Annotated in this window: 15 protein-coding genes; 10 read left to right on the top strand and 5 right to left on the bottom strand. The window is 70.5% G+C overall.

All coding sequences use genetic code 11. The features are described 5' to 3' along the window. Positions 1–13 precede the first annotated feature (13 nt). The 4 genes from ABZ671_RS28575 to ABZ671_RS28560 are packed head-to-tail and all read right to left on the bottom strand — an operon-like array spanning position 14 to position 5,747. The gene (locus ABZ671_RS28575; protein WP_357863953.1) at positions 14–838 is read right to left on the bottom strand and encodes an SDR family oxidoreductase; all 825 of its coding nucleotides are present in this window, start codon (positions 836–838) and stop codon (positions 14–16) included. Further along, positions 825–3,299 (bottom strand): non-ribosomal peptide synthetase, encoded by a 2,475-nt coding sequence (locus ABZ671_RS28570; RefSeq protein ID WP_357863951.1) that lies wholly within the window; start codon positions 3,297–3,299, stop codon positions 825–827. The genes ABZ671_RS28575 and ABZ671_RS28570 overlap by 14 nt, the downstream gene beginning before the upstream one ends. 1 nt (position 3,300) lies before the next feature. Continuing rightward, positions 3,301–3,990, bottom strand: a complete 690-nt coding sequence (locus tag ABZ671_RS28565) for an alpha/beta fold hydrolase (protein ID WP_357863949.1) — start codon at positions 3,988–3,990, stop codon at positions 3,301–3,303. Continuing rightward, complete coding sequence (locus ABZ671_RS28560; RefSeq protein WP_357863947.1) at positions 3,990–5,747, bottom strand: carbamoyltransferase C-terminal domain-containing protein; 1,758 nt, start codon at positions 5,745–5,747, stop codon at positions 3,990–3,992. Before ABZ671_RS28560 ends, ABZ671_RS28565 begins: the two co-directional genes overlap by 1 nt. Before the next feature lie 298 nt (positions 5,748–6,045). Here ABZ671_RS28560 and ABZ671_RS28555 point away from each other — a divergent pair, with 298 nt between their 5' ends. The 10 genes from ABZ671_RS28555 (at position 6,046) to ABZ671_RS28510 (ending at position 16,197) form a co-directional block, all read left to right on the top strand. After that, positions 6,046–7,056: an SDR family oxidoreductase gene (locus tag ABZ671_RS28555; protein WP_357863945.1), complete on the top strand. Its 1,011-nt coding sequence runs from the start codon at positions 6,046–6,048 to the stop codon at positions 7,054–7,056. Positions 7,057–7,074: 18 nt separating this feature from the next. After that, on the top strand, positions 7,075–7,944 hold the full coding sequence (locus ABZ671_RS28550; RefSeq protein ID WP_357863943.1) for a protein phosphatase 2C domain-containing protein: 870 nt from the start codon (positions 7,075–7,077) through the stop codon (positions 7,942–7,944). Next, complete coding sequence (locus ABZ671_RS28545; RefSeq protein ID WP_357863941.1) at positions 7,941–8,174, top strand: MbtH family protein; 234 nt, start codon at positions 7,941–7,943, stop codon at positions 8,172–8,174. The genes ABZ671_RS28550 and ABZ671_RS28545 overlap by 4 nt, the downstream gene beginning before the upstream one ends. Further along, positions 8,171–8,932, top strand: a complete 762-nt coding sequence (locus tag ABZ671_RS28540) for an alpha/beta fold hydrolase (protein WP_357863939.1) — start codon at positions 8,171–8,173, stop codon at positions 8,930–8,932. Before ABZ671_RS28545 ends, ABZ671_RS28540 begins: the two co-directional genes overlap by 4 nt. Positions 8,933–9,067: 135 nt before the next feature. Then, complete coding sequence (locus ABZ671_RS28535) at positions 9,068–10,012, top strand: TauD/TfdA family dioxygenase (RefSeq protein ID WP_357863937.1); 945 nt, start codon at positions 9,068–9,070, stop codon at positions 10,010–10,012. 42 nt (positions 10,013–10,054) lie between these two features. Then, complete coding sequence (locus tag ABZ671_RS28530; protein WP_357863935.1) at positions 10,055–11,812, top strand: non-ribosomal peptide synthetase; 1,758 nt, start codon at positions 10,055–10,057, stop codon at positions 11,810–11,812. Positions 11,813–12,271: 459 nt separating this feature from the next. Continuing rightward, positions 12,272–12,766 carry a GNAT family N-acetyltransferase gene (locus ABZ671_RS28525; RefSeq protein ID WP_357863933.1) on the top strand — a complete coding sequence of 165 codons (495 nt, stop codon included), beginning with the start codon at positions 12,272–12,274 and terminating at the stop codon, positions 12,764–12,766. After that, positions 12,763–14,058, top strand: a complete 1,296-nt coding sequence (locus tag ABZ671_RS28520) for an FAD/NAD(P)-binding protein (protein ID WP_357863931.1) — start codon at positions 12,763–12,765, stop codon at positions 14,056–14,058. Before ABZ671_RS28525 ends, ABZ671_RS28520 begins: the two co-directional genes overlap by 4 nt. Further along, complete coding sequence (locus tag ABZ671_RS28515) at positions 14,045–14,983, top strand: polysaccharide deacetylase family protein (protein WP_357863928.1); 939 nt, start codon at positions 14,045–14,047, stop codon at positions 14,981–14,983. The genes ABZ671_RS28520 and ABZ671_RS28515 overlap by 14 nt, the downstream gene beginning before the upstream one ends. Further along, positions 14,980–16,197, top strand: coding sequence for an MFS transporter (locus ABZ671_RS28510; protein WP_357863926.1), 1,218 nt, complete (start codon positions 14,980–14,982; stop codon positions 16,195–16,197). Before ABZ671_RS28515 ends, ABZ671_RS28510 begins: the two co-directional genes overlap by 4 nt. A gap of 358 nt (positions 16,198–16,555) precedes the next feature. Here ABZ671_RS28510 and ABZ671_RS28505 read toward each other — a convergent pair whose 3' ends face one another. Continuing rightward, positions 16,556–16,708, bottom strand: a complete 153-nt coding sequence (locus ABZ671_RS28505; RefSeq protein WP_357863924.1) for a hypothetical protein — start codon at positions 16,706–16,708, stop codon at positions 16,556–16,558. Positions 16,709–16,988: the final 280 nt, after the last annotated feature.

The following is a 16,988-nucleotide window of genomic DNA, read 5'->3' as shown; positions in this document are numbered from 1 at the left end:
CAGCGGCGGGCGGTCAGCGGGCGGTGAATCCGCCGTCGACGGCGATGGCGGCGCCCGTCACGTCGGTCGACTCGTCGCTGCCGAGCCAGACGCATGCCCGAGCGACGTCCCCGGCGCGCACGAGCCGGTTGGTTGGTTGGTCGGTGACGAAGCTGCGCTCGTGTTCCCTCACAGGCAGATCGAGCGCGCGGGCGATCTCGGCGAGCATCCGGCCGTCGAGGGCCGGGTCGTCGCGGACGGAGCCGGGGCAGACCGCGTTGACACGGACGCCGTGCGGTGCCAGGTCCAGCGCGGCCGCTTTGGTCAGCCCCACGAGCGCATGCTTGGCGGTCACGTAGGCGGCGAACGAGCGGTAGCCGACGAGTCCTGCGGTGGAGGCGATGTTGACCACGCTGCCCCGGCCGGCCCGCAGCATCGACGGCACGGCCAGGCGCAGCATGCGCCACGCACCGGTGAGGTCGACGTCGAGGATCAGCCGCCACTGCTCCTCGCTCACCTCGTGTATCGGCACCCCGGCCGGCGCGGCCAGTCCCGCGTTGTTGACGAGCACATCCACGCGCCCGAACCGGTCGAGGGTCTCGTCGATCGCGGCACGCGCGGCGGCGCTGTCACGGACGTCCACGGCGTGGCTGGTTACGGTGACGAGGTGCTCGGCGCAGAGCTTGGCGGTCGTGGCCAGCTGGTCGGGTGTTCCGAGCGGGTACGGGCAGCCGTCGATGTCGGCCGCGACGTCGAGCAGGACGACGTCGGCGCCTTCGCTCGCACACGCGAGTGCGGTGGCGCGACCGATGCCCCGGGCCGCCCCAGTGATGACGACGACCTTCTCACGCAGACGCATCCTGAGCTCCCGTCGAGAGGGTCGCGGCGAGTGCTCGCGCGATGGGATGGCGGTACACGTCCTTCACCGTGACCTCGCCGAAGCCGGCCGAGCGGGCCTCGATGGCCGTCTTCAACGCAAGCAGCGAGGTGCCGCCGATCAAGAAGAGGTTGTCGTCGGGCCCCACCGGCCGGCGCAGCAGCCGCTCCCACAGCGCCAGCACCCAGGCCAGCGGGTCGTCTGACGGGGTGCCGGCGTCGCCGTCGGATGGGACGGTCAGGGACGCGGCGGCCGTAGGGTTGGGCAGGTTCTCGATATCGAGCTTGCCGTTGACCGTGACCGGCAGTTGGTCGATCGGGGTGATCGTGCGCGGGAGGTAGTGCGCCGGCAACCGATCGGCCAAGGCTCGGCCGAGTTGGGCGGGGTCGGCCGGCCCGACCACATAGGCGGCCAGGAAGGTGTCGTCGTCGTGACGTCGGAGCACCACCGCCGCCCCAGCCACGCCGGGCTGGTCCAGCAGGGCGGCCCGGACCTCGCCGAGTTCGATGCGATGCCCCCGAATCTTCACCTGGCCGTCGAGGCGGCCCAGGTGCTCCAGTTCGCCGTCGGGGCGTAGGCGGCCCCGGTCGCCGCTGCGATACCGTCGCCGCCCGCCGTCGGCGGCGGTGAACCGCTGCGCGGTCAGGCCAGGACGGCCGAGATAACCGTGCGTGACGCCCGCGCCCTCGACGCAGATCTCACCGGGCACGCCGACCGGCAGCACCCGCCCTGCGGCATCCCGTACGCAGAGCGACCAGCCGGGCAGCGCCTCGCCGACCGACCGGCCGGACAAGGCCACGTCGACCGGCCGGATCGTCTTGCGGGTGCAGTGGATGGTCGTCTCGGTGATGCCGTACATGTTCTCGACGCGCTGGCGCGGATAGCGGTTCAGCCACGACCGCAGAACCGATACGTCCAGTGGCTCGCCGCCGAAGACCAGCAAACGGACCGAATCGCACTCCCCGCCATCCACGGCCGAAAGCTGGGCGAACGCCGACGGCGTCTGATTTAGTACGGTCACCCTCTCGTCGACCAGGAGACTGTGGAAGGCGTAGGGGTCACGGGCGGTCTCTCGTGGCACGACAACCAGTCGGCCGCCGGTGGCCAGGCAGCCCCAGATCTCCCAGACCGAGAAGTCGAACGCGTAGGAGTGGAACATCGTCCAGACGTCGGCGCCGGAGAACCCGAAGCCCTCAGTCGCGGCGAGCAGGTTGAGCACCGTGCGGTGCGCGACGAGGACCCCTTTGGGTCTTCCGGTCGAGCCCGAGGTGTAGATGACATACGCGGCGTCGCTCGCATCGACGCTCGGCAGCTTCGCCGACTCGGCAGGTCCGCGCACCGGTAACACCGGTGCCCTGGTGTCGACCGTCCCGTCGGGCCCGACAACCGCAGCCAGACCGGCATCCTCGGCCATGAAAGCCAGCCGCATCCTCGGGTACGCCGGGTCGAGCGGAACGTAGGCGGCCCCGGCCATGAGGACGCCCAGCAGCACGGGAATCAGCGACTCGTCCGGCTCGACCGTGACGCCCACCCGGTCTCCGCGGCGCACGCCCGCCGCCGCGAGCCGCGTGGCGACGGCGTACGCCTCGTCCGATAGCCGCCGGTAGGAGATCGTCCGGGACCCGCACTGGACGGCTACCGCGTCCGGCCGCTCTCGCGAGCGGGCCAGCACCACCGAGACGATGCTCTCGCCGTCGCCGACGGCCAGCCGCACCGGGGCGGGCGGCTCGGCGGCGATCTCGACGCCGCCGACCGGCCGGGCCTCATCGGTGGTGAGGACGGCTGTCACGGCGTCGAGGAAGGCCCGGGCCGCGCTCGGATGGACTCCCGCCTGGCTGCGCAGGGTGAGCTGCCTGTCGCGCAGGCTCAGCTCGATCGGCGCGCTGGGCTGGCTGTGCCACTCGTCCAGCATCTCGGGGTCGGCACTCACGACGGCCACCTCCGCTGGCGCGGCGGCGGCCTCGGCCGGGCGAACCGACTTGCGGATCCGCTCGCGCGGCGCGTCGTCGGCCGCGTCAACCTCCATAACACCGTTCCGGGTGCCCACCGCGACCAGCGATGAGCCGGTGTAACGGGCCAGGACCACGGCCGCCGCCGCGATCACGTCGGCCTGGTTGAGAGCCGCTCCGTCGCGCCACACCAGTTCCGCCGGCTCGGCCGGGCCGGGGAGCCCGGCGAAGGTCGCCCACGGTGGGATCGGCGCCACCGCCTCGCCCGACCGCACCATCGACACCAGCAGGTGCTCGGTGCCGTCGGCGTAGCGCAGGAGGATCTGGCGATCGCCGGCCCGCGAGGGGTCGATCGGGCGCCGCAGGATGCGGCGGCGGACGGCAGCGGCGCGCGGGTCGTCGGCGGCCACCACGGTCGTCTCGGTGAACAGCGGCCGGTGCGGGTTCGGCGCGCGTCCGGCGTAGGCAGCAGCGTGCAGAATGGGGTCGGCCATCTCAGGACTCCAGGGTGCGCTCGATGACCGTCAGCAACGGCTGCGGGTCGTCCACGAAGTACATGTGCCCGCCGGGCAACTGGGTGACGGTGCTGCCGGCGCTGGTCACCTTGGCCCACCGCGTGCAGTCGTCGACGCTCACCAGGTGGTCGGACGCACCGCGCAGGGCGGTGACCGGTACCGGTAGCGGGTGCTCGGCGTCGGTGCGGTAGGTCTCGTGCATCCACACGTCGGCGCGTAGCACCGGCAGGACGATCTCGCGCAGATCGGGAATGGCCAACGCCGGATGGGTGTAGCCAGCCAAGCTCTCCACCCGCCGCACGAACTCGTCGTCGCTGAGCTGGGCGGGGTCGCGACGCAGTGGCGCGGTCGGGTCGACCGATCCGCTGGCGAACAGGTGCACCGGCGTACGCCCGGCGGCTACCAGGTGATGAGCCACCTCGTAGGCGAGGACCGCGCCGAAACTGTGGCCGAACAATGCCACCGGTTCGTCCCGGGCAGACTGCTCGTCGATCTGGCGTACGCACAGTGCGATGGTGTCCGCCATGCTCAGCGGCCATGGCTCGTCGAAGAGCTCCTCGCGGCCCGGAAGTTGCACGCCGCATACGCTCACACTCGTGGATTCGGGCCAGGACCGGTAGAGGGAGGCACCGCCACCGGCATAGGGCAGCGCGAACAGGATGGTGCGCATCAGGACGTCCTCCCCTCATGGCGTACCACCGCGCTCTCCAGAACGAGCCGGTCCAGCCGCGACCGGACGAAGGTGTCCAGGGCCGTGCGCGGATCGCGGATGATGGGCTGGCCCCGCAGGTTGAGCGAGGTGTTGAGCAACACCGGCAGGCCGGTGAGTTCGCCGAACCGGCCGAGCAGCCGCCACAGGCGGGGATTGTCTGCGCGGCGCAGCACCTGCACCCGCGCCGTGCCATCGACGTGGGTGACAGCCGCCAGCGGCTCACGGTAGGCGGGCCGCGTGTGGGTGACGAACAGCATGTGCCGGTAGCGCTCGACAAAGCCGCCGACCTCGAAGTAGGTGTCGGCGTCTTCCTCCCGCACCACCGGCGCGAACGGCCGGAAGTCCTCACGTTGCTTGACGACGGCGTTGAGACGGTCGCGGACGCCGGCCTCGCGCGGGTCGGCCAGGATGCTGCGGTGGCCCAGCGCCCGCGGGCCGAACTCCATGCGACCGGTGAACCAGCCGACGAACTTCTGTTCGGCGAGCAGGTGTGCAACGTCGTCGAGCAGCTTGTCCTCGTCGTCGTAGGTCTCCACGGCGATGCCGGTGGTCTGGGCGATGGCTGTCTCGCACTCGGCGCTCCCGTAGGACGGGCCCCAGTAGGGCATGCTCATCCGGGGGAACGGGCGGGCCGGGTGGACGGCCAGCGCGGCACCGAGGGCTGAACCGTCGTCGCCGGCCGCGGGCTGGACGAAGATGTCGTCGAACAGGCCGCTGCGACCCGCGACGCCGTTGACGGTGCAGTTGAGCGCGACGCCGCCGGCATAGCAGAGCCTGCGCTGACCGGTTGTCGCGGCGAAGTGTCGCAGGGTGTGCAGCAGCGCTTGTTCCACGACGGCCTGCGCGGCAGCGGCGACGTCCATGTGGGCGCGGGTCAGCGGTTCGCCCGGTTCGCGGGCCGGCCCGAACAGCTCCACCAGCTTGCGGCGGGTGCCGGCGAGCGTCTCGAACTCCTGCCAGCCCCGGTTTTCGCCGAGGACGGGCACCAAATACGTGCCGTCGTCGCGGAGACGGACGAGCTGGTCGAAGATCGGGCGGAACCGCCCTGCGTCGCCATAGGGCGCCAACCCCATGACCTTGTACTCGTCCATGTTGAACTCGAAGCCTAGGTGCAGGGTCACCGCGCCGTAGAGGGTTCCGAGGGAGTGGGGCGCCGGAACCACCGCGAGTGGGCGCAGCTCGGGGCCTTCGCCAATCATCACGGTCATGCTCTCGGCCTCGCCCATGCCGTCGGCGACCAGCACCAACGCCCGGTCGGATCCGCTAAGGTGGTACGCGCTCGCCGCGTGGGCTAGGTGGTGGCGTACCGGGACGAACAGCCGGTCCCAGTCGGCGTCAGGGAAGCACTGGCGCAGGCGGCCCTTCATCGCTTCGGGGGCGTACGCCTGGTCGTGCCGCCGCCGGAAGTACGGGTTCGCGGCGTGCACCGGCGACGGCGCGTAGTGGAAGCCGTGTGCCACCGCGTCCAGGTCGTCGAAGGTCAGCCCGGCCTCGCGCAGGCAGTACCTGATGGCGTTGACCGGCAGCGCGCCGGTCGCCTTCACACCGGTGAACCGTTCCTCGGCCGCTGCCGCGACCACGCCGGCGTCGGTCACGATCGCGGCGGCCGAGTCCAGCCCCTGCACGATTCGGTAGTCGCGTTCGTCGAGGCCGGGAAGCTCCCGCCGCTTGAACGGCTGGCCGTCGGGCAGCCCGCTGACGCCCAGTACGCGCATGGTCGCCTCCTCGTCGTCGGTGTTCGATCTCCTCGACCGTATGGGCCGTGCCCTGCGGCCGTCCCCAGACGACGGCATGGCGGCACGCCCGTCGCGGGGCCCGGTCCGGCCCGGCCCGGGGCGGACCACACCCCCCGCCTCAAGGCGGGGATCGGACCGGCCGTGCGGGCGGGGACGCCGTGCCGGCCGCGTCCTAGGCTCAGAACCCTCAGCTTCCCCTGTGACTGCTCAATCCCGCCGCGCGCCGGCTGGGTCGAGCGGCGCCATCCGGCGGGATATGCGAACGGAGGAGCCCTGCATGGAGTGTCAAGCCGTACTGGTTACCGGGGGTGCTGGCTATCTCGGGTCGGTGCTGGCCGGAAAACTGCTCGCGGCCGGCCATCGGGTCACCGTGGTCGACAACCACGCCACCTCCCCACGGCGCGTTCTCGGCCCTGGCATACACCACGTGGAGGCGGACATCCGGGACGTCGACGACTGGTCGGCCGCGCTGCGAGGCATCGACTCCGTGGTGCACCTGGCGGCGATCGTCGGCGATCCAGCCTGCGAGGTCGACCCCGACCTGACCTGGGAGACAAACTATCTGGCAACCGTCCGGCTGGTCGAGGCATGCCGAGCGGCGGGGGTCGGCCGATTCGTGCTCGCCTCGAGCTGCAGCAACTACGGCGAGTCCCCGAACGAGCGGGCCCGCACGCTGTCGCCGATGCAGCCGAAGTCCCTCTACGCCCAATCCAAGATCTACGCTGAGCACCACGTGCTGTCGAGTCGCTGCCCATCGTTCCGGACGGTGATCCTGCGACTCGCCACGCTCTACGGACTGTCCCCGCGGATGCGCTTCGACCTGGCCGTCAACACGATGACGGCGATGGCCGTCCAGCAGCGCCGGGTCGTCGTCCATGGCGGCGAGCAGTGGCGGCCGTTCCTGCACGTCGAAGATGCGGCCGAGGCGTTCGCGCTGGCGGTCGGGGTACCAGCCGGCGGGTCGTCGGGCGGCATCTACAACTGCGGATCCGATGGTGAGAACTACCGACTGCGCGACATCGGCGAGATGGTGGTCGCAGCTGTGCCGGGCGCCCGGCTGGAGATCACACCATCGGCCACGGACCCCCGCGACTACCAGGTGGACTTCACCTCGTCCCGGTCCGGGCTGGGCCTGCGACCGGGCCGATCGGTCCGTGACGGCGTCGCGGAGATGGCCGCCGCGCTGCGGCACGCCCGCTTCCGGGACTTCACCGACCCGGCCTACAGCAACTTCGCCCTCGTACGCGCTGCCGCGGGTGACCGGCAGCCCGCGATGGCCGTCGCGTGATCGAAAGGTGAACTCCGCATGCAGGTCAGCTACGCGAGTTGGGCCGGCTCCCGGTTCTTCGCCGACCCCGCCGATCCGTACGGGGTTGCGCTGCCCGCACCGGCCGGACCGGCTTGCGCCACTTCGGAGGACGACGAGCGGGTCAACGAGGACCGCGTCTTCGCCTCGAACGACACGGTCGTGGTGCTTGACGGCGCGACGCAGATGAGCGCCGAGACCGGATGCCGCCACGACGTGGTGTGGTTCGTCGACCGCCTCGGCTGCCGCCTGTCGGCGATGCTGGCCACCGAGCCCGACAGTTCGCCCGAGACCGCGCTGGCCCGGGCCATCATCGACGTACGTGGACTGCACGAGGACAGCTGCGACCTCACCCATGTGGACTCACCGTCGGCGACGGCGGCGATCCTGCGCCGCCGTGGGGCGAAGCTGGAGTACCTCGTCCTATGCGACGCCGTGATCGCCTTCCGTCGACACGGCGGGAACGTGCAGGTCATCACCGACCAGCGGCTGCGGCGGATACCTGACGACACCCAGGCGAGCAAGCGTGCGCTGCGTAATCAGACCGGCGGGTTCTGGGTGGCCGGCACGGACCCTGCCGCGGCCCGGAACGCGGTCACCGGCAGCGTCGACCTGGCTGATGTCGATGCCGCCCTGGTCCTAACCGATGGCGTCACCCGCCTGGTCGAGCGCTACGGGGTGAGCTGGCCCCAGCTGTTCGTGCTCGCCGAGAGGGACGGCCCCGATGCGGTGCTGCGCTGGCTGCGCGTAGCCGAGGCGGCGACGGAGCCTGGCCGGTTTCCCGACAAGACCCACGACGACGCCACGCTCGTGTTGTGCGGTCTCACCGCGCCGGACCCGGCTCGCCACACCGAGGGAGGAATCCGATGAACGCGTTCGACGACCCGGGGGCCCAGTGCCTCGTCCTGGTCAACGCCGAGGAGCAGCATTCCTTGTGGCCCTCGGCGGTTGAGGTGCCGCGCGGTTGGACGCTCGCGTTCGGCCCCGCCACCCGCGACGAATGCGTCGGCTACGTCGAGCGCGCCTGGACCGACATCCGGCCCCGCTCGGTGCGCCGGCTCCTGTCCGAGGTGGCCGTCCACGACGAGATCGGCCGATGATGCTCAGCGACGCCGCGATCGTCCGGCCGATCGACCGCGCCCATGCCGCCCGTACCCTCGTCTGCCTGGGCTTCGCTGGCGGGGGAACCGGGGCATACCGCCCGTGGGCTGACGTGCTCGACAGCGACACCGATCTGGCCATCGTCTGCTATCCCGGCCGTGAGGGGCGGTACACCGAACCCGCCCCTCGCACCTGGCCGGAACTGGTCACGGATGCCACCGAGGCGGTCGTCCACGCCACGCCGACGCCCTTCGTGCTCTTCGGGCACAGCATGGGCGGCTGGGTGGCCTTCGACGTCGCGCTCCAGCTCGAGCGCCGTGGCGGTCCGATCCCGGACGCGCTGGTGGTGTCGTCGTGCAACTCCCCGGTCCGTGGCCTGACTGACAAGGACCGCTTCCCCCGAGCGGAGGACGGCGACGAGGAACTCATCGAGTGGATGCGTACGTCGGGTTCGCTGCCCGACTACATCCTCGACGACGCGGACATGCGCGCGATGGCGATCCGCCTCATGCGCGCCGATCTACAGGTACGTGACACCTACGATCCCGAGCGCGGGGCACGGGTCGGCGTACCGATGCAGGTGTTCTACGGCGCCGACGACGCCGTGATCGAGCCGACCGTGGCCGACCAGTGGCGCACGGCGGCGGCCGGCGACTTCCGGGTGACATGCCTGCCCGGTGGGCACTTCTACACGCCGCGACTGTGGCGGCGCCTACCAACGCGCTTCGCGGCGTGGACCGCCGCGTCGGTCCGATAAGCGGCCGCGTCTGCTCGACGAGACAGGTCGCGTTGGTGCGATGAAAGGAAGAGGTGAGAAGACGTGCGATCCGCGGGAACGCGGCTGGAGGTAGTCCAGCGGGCCGGTCATCCGGCGATGGTGCATGCAACTGGGATGGGCACGATCGAAGCGGCGCGCTCGTGGTTGGAGGACGCACACGACGAAGTGCGCGCCGCGCTCGACGCGCACGGTGTGTTGTTCCTGCGCGGCCTGCCGCTCCGTGGCGTCGAGGACTTCGCCGTCATCCGGGACGCCGTGGTCTCCTCGCGGGCGCCGTATCAAGAAAAGGCCACGCCGCGCAGTGATTTCGGCGACGACGTTTTCTCCTCGACGGACCTGCCGCCGGCGCAGCGGATCCGCCAGCACAACGAGAACAGCTACACGATCACGTTCCCGGGCACGCTGATGTTCGCATGCCTGATCGCGCCGGAGTGGGGTGGCGCCACCCCGACGGCCGACTGCCGTCGGGTGCTCGAGTTCATCCCTGACGACCTGGCGCGGCGGTTCCGGGAGCACGGCTGGATCCTGCGCCGCAACTACAGCGAGCACCTGTCGCTGCCGTGGCGGACTTCGTTCGGCACCGACTCCGCCGAGGAGATCGAGCGGTACTGCGCCGCGAACCTCATCGGCTGCGAATGGGGACAGGACGGAACCCTGCACACCACTCAGCTGCGCCCGGCTGTCCTCCACCACCCGCGTACCTCCGAGGCGGTGTGGTTCAACCACGTCGCCTTCTGGAACAGGTACTCGCTCGACGAGAGCATCCGTGAGGTCCTGGAGTCGGACTTGGGCGAGGACGGCCTGCCGTTCGCCACCATGCTCGGCGACGGCACCACCCTGACCCGGGACGAGGTCGACGCGATCAACGCAGCCTACGACAAGGCGACCGTCCGCGAGAGTTGGCAGCCGGGCGACCTGATGATCGTCGACAACATCCTCGCCTCCCACGGCCGCGAGGCATTCCAGGGCGACCGCAGGATCCTCGTCGCGATGGGCGATGCGGTGGAGATCACCGCTTGCCGGCCCACCGTGGCTGCCGCCACCGGTCCCAAGTCCTGACCGGGCCCACTGGACCCCACCGGACCCTAAGGAGGTTTCCCCATGAAGGCGATCGAGACGACCGATCTGCTGCGCCGGTTCGATCAGGTCGTGACCGAGCGCCCAGAGGACCTCGCGGTGGTGGCCCCGGACGCAAGCCAGAACTACCCGGCCGTCACCTACGCCGCTCTGGCGGCCCGTGTTGACCGGCTGGCCTGGGAAATGTGCCGGCACGGCGTACGCCGCGGCGACATGGTCGGCGTGTGCCTGCCGCGCCGGGTCGACCTGCTGGCCTCGCTGCTGGCGGCGTGGCGCCTCGGTGCGGCGTTCGTCCCCATGGACCCGGCGTATCCCGGCGAGCGCCTGCGGGCCATGGCCGCCGCGGCCAGGGTCCGTACGGTGCTCACCAGCACCACGGGTACGCCGTGGGAGGCGGAGGCGTCCACCGTCCGGGTCGACCAGCTGCCCGACGATCCGCTGACGGACCGAGCGCTGCCGTCGGTCGAGGTCACACCCGGCGAGCCGGCGTACGTCATCTTCACCTCGGGTTCGACCGGGACACCAAAGGGCGTTCAGGTGAGTCGGGGTGCGGTCGCCCACCTTGTCGGCAGCCTGGAGCGCGTCGGTCTCTACCCGTCCGAGCCGAGCCGGGTGGCGTGGAACGCCAGCGTCTCGTTCGACGCGTCCGTGCAGCAATGGGTACGCGTCTGCCGGGGCGACACCGTGCTGCTGATCGGCGACGAACTGCGGACCGATCCACAGCGGCTGGCCGGCTGGCTACGGGCCAACGGCGCGACAGACCTCGACGTCACACCGACGCACTGGCAGGCGCTGGCCGACGCGGTCACGCAGCCGCTGCGGCTGTTCGTCGGTGGCGAGCCGGTCCCGGCGCGGCTGTGGCGCGACCTGGCGGCCCGGCCGGGACCGATGGCAGTCAACCTCTACGGCCCGACTGAGTGCACCGTGGACGCCACCGCCGCCTGGATCACCGGTGAGGCACCGGTCATCGGCCGTCCGCTGCCCGGTGTCCGGGCCTACATCCTCGACGACGACCTGAAGCCGGCCGCGACCGGCGAGCTGTATCTGGCCGGCCCGGGCGTCGCCGACGGCTACCGCGGCCAGCCCGGTCGCACCGCCGAACGGTTCCTGGCCGACCCGGTCGCGGCCGACGGCTCCCGCATGTACCGAACCGGCGACCAGGTATACCAGCGGCCCGACGGGGCCATGGAGTACCTTGGTCGCACCGACCGCCAGGTGAAGGTGCACGGCTTCCGCATCGAGCCGGGCGAGATCGAGGCGGCGCTGCTCGCCCACCCCGATGTCGTGGCGGCGGCTGTCCTGCCGTACGACGATCCGCACCGCGGGACCATTCTCGTGGCGTACCATGTCGGAGCGGCGGACGGGTTGCGTGACTGGGTTGCCGACCGACTGCCGGCGCACCTGGTCCCCACTGTATTCACCGCGCTGGAAGGCTTTCCGCGTACGGTGAACGGCAAACTGGACGTATCCGCCCTGCCGGTGCCTCGCTTTCCGGCCATGTCCTTCTCGGCGTCCGTGGGCAGCGAGGTCGAGAGGCTCATCGCCGATGTCTGGGGCGAGGTGCTCGGCCGCAGCGGAGTCAGCGTCGAGGACGACTTCTTCGCGCTCGGCGGACACTCCCTCCTCGCTCTTCATGTCGTCGCGGCGATCAGGAAGCGCCTGGGCGTACGCCTCTCTTCGATGGCCGTCTACGAAAGACCGCGCCTGCGGGACCTGGCTGAACGGGTCGCGGAACTCGCTGCCACTCAAGCAGCGCCTTCAAGGGATGCGGGTGCCAGATGACGTAGCGCGTGGGCCGCTGTCAGCGACAATGCAGGCCGCGCCAGCGGCCTACGCCGAGCTCCGCTCCTGGGGCATGGCCGCACATGCGCAGTAGTAGCCGGAAAGCTGGGTGGTCGGTGCCTGGCCTGGCCGTTCCCGAGAGGTCCTCGCTGACGACAGCTATTGCGTCTCAGGGGTGTCGTGGAATGCGTGAGCATGCGGGACAGACGCGGGCCCGGCCGCCCGTCCGGCCTGCAGTAATACTGATGGAAGATTGCCACGGCAAACACGTAGGTTCCCTCAATTCACATTGACGTTTGCTCGCAGACATTGATAGATTCACGTTACACGTTCGAGGAGTCACGGGGGCACGGGGCCGCCTGCGACACGGTGCGTGGCGGCCCCGCCAGGTCGCACCGCCTACTGGACAATGGCGATTTCCACCTGCCTTCTCTTTTCGGGAAGGACAACGAGGAACCAATGACACAAATGCTCGATCGTCTCGTCAGACTCTATGACATCCCGAAATTGTCGCAGTACGACGACACACTCACCGCCAACGCCATCACCATCCGCCGGCCGCGCTCCTATGAGAAGCCCCAAGTGCTCACGTGGGTGCGCGAACACTTCAGCAACGGCTGGATGGGCGAGTGCGACGTCACCTTCGGCCACCAGCCGATCACCACATTCATCGCGACCACCGGCGGCGAAATAATCGGCTTCTGCGCCTACGAGGCGACATATCGCAACTTCGTCGGCCCGGTCGGTGTCGCCGACGGTTTCCGCGGCAAGAAGGTCGGGTCGGCGCTGGTGCTGCACTGCCTGCACGCCATGGCCGAGATGGGGTACGCCTACGCCGTCATCGGCGGCCCGAAGGAGGCCGCGCCCTTCTACGCCAAGGAATTCGGCGCCGTCGACATCGCCGGATCCGACGTCGGGATCTACGTCGACCGCCTCAACGGGAGCGACAGTTGAGCCCCGGGCTGGACGACGTCGACCTGCTCATCGTGGGCGCAGGCCTGTCGGGCAGCCGGCTGTTCGTGGAGCTGGTGACGTTGTGGGAGGCCGAGGCCGGCTCGGCGCCGAGCGTCGCGATGGTCGACCGGCTCGGCGCGTTCGGTCGGGGCGTCGCGTACGGGACGCCCAGCCAGCCAGGCGCGCTGCTGATCGAGCCCGTCACCGAGTCGACGCCGGCGGAGTTCCACGCGTGGCTGCGCGAGCACCCCGAACAGCTCCTGCCCAACGTCGCTGCCGGCGTGCCCGCGCTGGCCGACTGGCACGAGCGCAACGCCGCGCAACTGGCCCGCGGCGACCTTACCGGTGTGCACCTTCCGCGCCACATCTTCGGCGCGTACGCCGAGCAGCAGCTCATCGACGCCGTGGCGCGAGCCCGCGGCAGACTGGGAGCCGACGTGCGCCAGTTAGTCGGCGAGGTCACCGACCTGCGCGGCGAGGGCGACCCGTGGCAGGCGCGGTGTGCCGATGGCAGGCGCCTGTCCGCGCGGGTCGTCGTGCTGGCCGTCGGCAGCGTGCCCCGGCTCAACCGGACCGGCCTAGGCCCCGCCGACGGTTACGTGCACGACTTGTACGAGGGCGGGTTCGAGCGGCTCGATGCGCTGATCAGCGGGCAGCGGCGATCCCGGATCGTCGCCATCGGATCCAATGCGGCCGCAGCCGAGCTGCTGCATCACCTGGCGCACACCCCGCAGCTGCCGGAACGCGTCGGGACGATCGAGGTGATCTCGGGCAGCGGACGACTGCCGGGCCGGCCCCATCCTGCGGGGCTGCGCCCCTCGCCGCGCGAGTACATGGCGGCTGCCGCACGGCTGGAAGCGGCCGGGAAGTTGGTCGTGCGGGCGGGCCTAGTCGCCGGCATCGCCCGCACCGCGTCCGGGCTGCGGATGCGGGTCTCCGGCGCGGATGCGCCCGTCGAGGCCGATATCGTCGTCGATTGCACGGGCGCGGGCCGCACCGACGACACAGCTTCACCGCTGCTAGCCAACCTGGTCGGAGGTAGGCAGGGGTTCACACCCGACCCAACCCGGCGCGGGCTGCGGATGGACCCGGTCACCTTCGAGGTCGAAGGTGCCCCACATGTATTCGTCATCGGGCCGCTGCTCAACCGCGATGCCATCGCGACCCATGTGGAGAGCATCAACGCGGTCCACCGTACGGCGGCACACCTGGCACCGTACGTCCACCGGCGGCTGCGGGAGCTTCGCGGCGCAGCGGCCACGACAATAGGGAGCCACGGTGCACACCACTGAGATGCTTGACCGACTCGGGTTGGGCCCGACCGACCGAGCGGTAGTGCTGCACGCCGACGACATCGGCATGTGCGAGGCGACAGTCACCGCGTACCGGCAGACCGTCTCCTCGCCGGTCGTCTCTGCGGCGTCGGCGATGGTTCCGTGCGCCTGGTTCCCGGCGCTGGCGCGGTTGTGCGCGGAGCTCGACACGGCACCCGACCTGGGCGTCCACCTGACTCTCAACAGCGAATGGGTAGGCTATCGGTGGCGCCCGCTGACCCCTGCGGGTCACGCCGTGCTCACCGACGAGTCCGGCTATCTGCCCAGCACGGCCGCGCAGTTGCACGGCCGGCCCGGCATCCGGGAGGCCGTAGTCGCCGAGCTGTCGGCACAGGTCGACCACGCTCGCGCGCTCGGCGTCGACGTCACCCACCTCGACTCGCACATGCTCACCCTGTACGGGCCCGAGCTAATCGGCGCGTACGTCGAGCTGTCGGCTCGGTACCGCCTGCCGGCGACACTGCTGCGCCACGACGCGCAACAGGTGGGCGAGCTGTGCAACATTCCCCAGTCGGACGCGGCGGCGGTGGCCGACGAACTCGCCGACGCCGAACGGCAGGGGCTCGTGCCCTTCGACGCCTGGGTGGACCTACCGCTGGGGCGGCCCGAGAACCGCCGAGAAACGGCGACGCGGCTGCTGGACAGCCTCCCGGCGGGGCTGTCGGTCTTCATCATGCATCCCGCGGCGGAGACCGACGAGCTCAAGGCGATCGCGCCCGACTGGCAGGCCCGTGTCGCCGATTTCGAACTATGCCGGGACGACAAGTGGATCGACATCGTCGACCGCTCCGGAGTAACCGTGGTCGGCATGCAGGCGGTGCGTGACGCGCTGTTCGGAGTCGGCGCGGTGGCGGCCAGCGTGCGGGCCGAGGCCGGCCGGTGAAGGCGTTCCTGGCGCTGCTGGCACCTGCTGCGCAGCGCCGGTTCGCGCTGGCCGGCCTCGTTGGGCGGGCGCCGATGGCGATGCTCGGCATTGCGATCATCCTGGCGACCGAGGAGAGCACCGGTTCCTACGGCACCGCCGGTGCGGCCGCCGCCCTGTACACACTAAGCCAGGCCGGCGGCGCACCAGTCGCTGGCCGGCTGGTGGACACGTACGGTCAGGCCCGGGTGCTCGTCGTCGGTGCCTGTATACACGCCTTTGCACTGGTGGCGCTCGCGTTGTGCGTACAGGTGGAGGCGCCGGCACCCATGCTTCTCGCCGCGGCATCGGTCACCGGCGCGACCCTGCCGCCAGTCGGGTCGCTGGTCCGCGCGCGCTGGATCGCGGCCCTCGGTCGCACCCCGCAGCTGCCCACCGCGATGGCCTGGGAGTCGGCCGTCGACGAGTTGCTGTTCGTCACCGGGCCGCTTGCCGTCACACTGCTCGTGACGCTGGTGCACCCGCAGGCCGGGCTGATGGTGCCGGCTGTGCTGACGCTCGGCGGCGGGCTGGCACTGGCCGCGCAGCGCGGCACCGCACCACCGGTGACGGCCGGGCGCAGCCGGCGCCGGGCGGGCCTCGCGCTACGCCAGCCGCCGCTCGCGCTGCTGGCCGCGGTCTTTCTCGCCCTCGGAGCGGTGTCCGGCTCGACGGGGCTGGCGATCGTGGCCTACGCCGACACCGCCCACGCCACCGTGGCCAGCGGCGCCGTACTGGGCTGCTTCGCTGGCGGCGCCATGATCGGCGGCCTGGCATACGGCGCCCGACAGCGCGCCACCGCGCTTACCACGCAGCTCCTTGTGGCCTTGGTCGCGATGTCGGTGCTGCTGGCGCCACTGTCCCTGGCGCCGAACCTACGCGTCCTGGCCGTGAATGTGTTCGGGGTCGGCCTCACCGTGTCTCCCGCGATGATCGTCGGGTTCGCGATCGTGGGCCGGATCGCGCACGACGACGTACGCACCGAGGCTCTGACCTGGATATCGGCGGCGAGCGGCGCCGGCGTGGCGCTTGGCTCGTGGGTCGCCGGTCGGGTCGTCGAGGCGGTCGGCGCCGCACCCGCGCTGGCGGTGCCCGTGGTTTGCGGGGCGGCGGCGCTGGCCGTCGCGCTAGCCGGCTGTTCCCTGCTGCAACGGCCGGCCGCGCCGGTGCCGGACCCGGAGGTCACCGTGGTGTGACGCGACAAGGCGGAGAGGTCGCCAGCGTGCGATGGAACAAGGGGATCCGATGGAATCCCCGCCGCTGAGCGGGACCACCTCCGCGTGCGCAGGGAACAGGCGCTGCTGATGCTGCCGTGAGCCGTCCCGGATCTTGTAGAGACTTTGACCCAGCTCAGCCAGCCGAAACCCAGCAACAGTCCCACCCAAACCGCGACACCCACACCGCGAATGGATCCGAACCCCTAACCTTCTGATCCTTGGCGATGTTTATCTATAAAGATGATCGGGCTGTTCAGCCGTCCGCCCCAGTCCCGCCCGGTCCGCAGGGATCCCGACAGATACCAGCAGGTCTAGGCTGTACATCAGGTTTCGTCGGTCACCGCTGGGTGCCGGATGAGGCCCGGAATCCGAACAGGCCCTTGCTCGTCCGGACCAGCTCCCCGACGTCGACGCGACCACGGTTCGTCGCCAAGCTCCGGTCGCCGTTCGGCGATCCTCGGCGCGACCAGACCTTGTCCTGCAGGAGCACACCACCTCCTCCCGGCAGTGTCTTGACACAGAGGGGAGCCAGATGCGGAAGCCGAGCGGCGCGCCGCGGTGAATGGTCACTCGTTACGCAACGTCACCAACCAAGTCCGTCGGCCGGGCACACTGCCGTCCAAGCAGCCGATCATCGGGAGGCCGACTGCCCCGATGCAGCTTTGTACGGCAAGCGGCTCTGTCGCTGATCTTGTGACGGGGGCTCACGCCTGGAGCAGGATGCGTTTGCGGAGCAGGTCGAAGTTGGCGCGGCCGTAGCCCATGCGTTT

The sequence above is a fragment of the Micromonospora sp. NPDC006766 genome (assembly GCF_040636055.1).
Taxonomy (GTDB): domain Bacteria; phylum Actinomycetota; class Actinomycetes; order Mycobacteriales; family Micromonosporaceae; genus Micromonospora.
The sequence above is the reverse complement of the archived record's forward strand: the minus strand, read 5'-3'. Positions and strand labels throughout refer to the sequence as shown.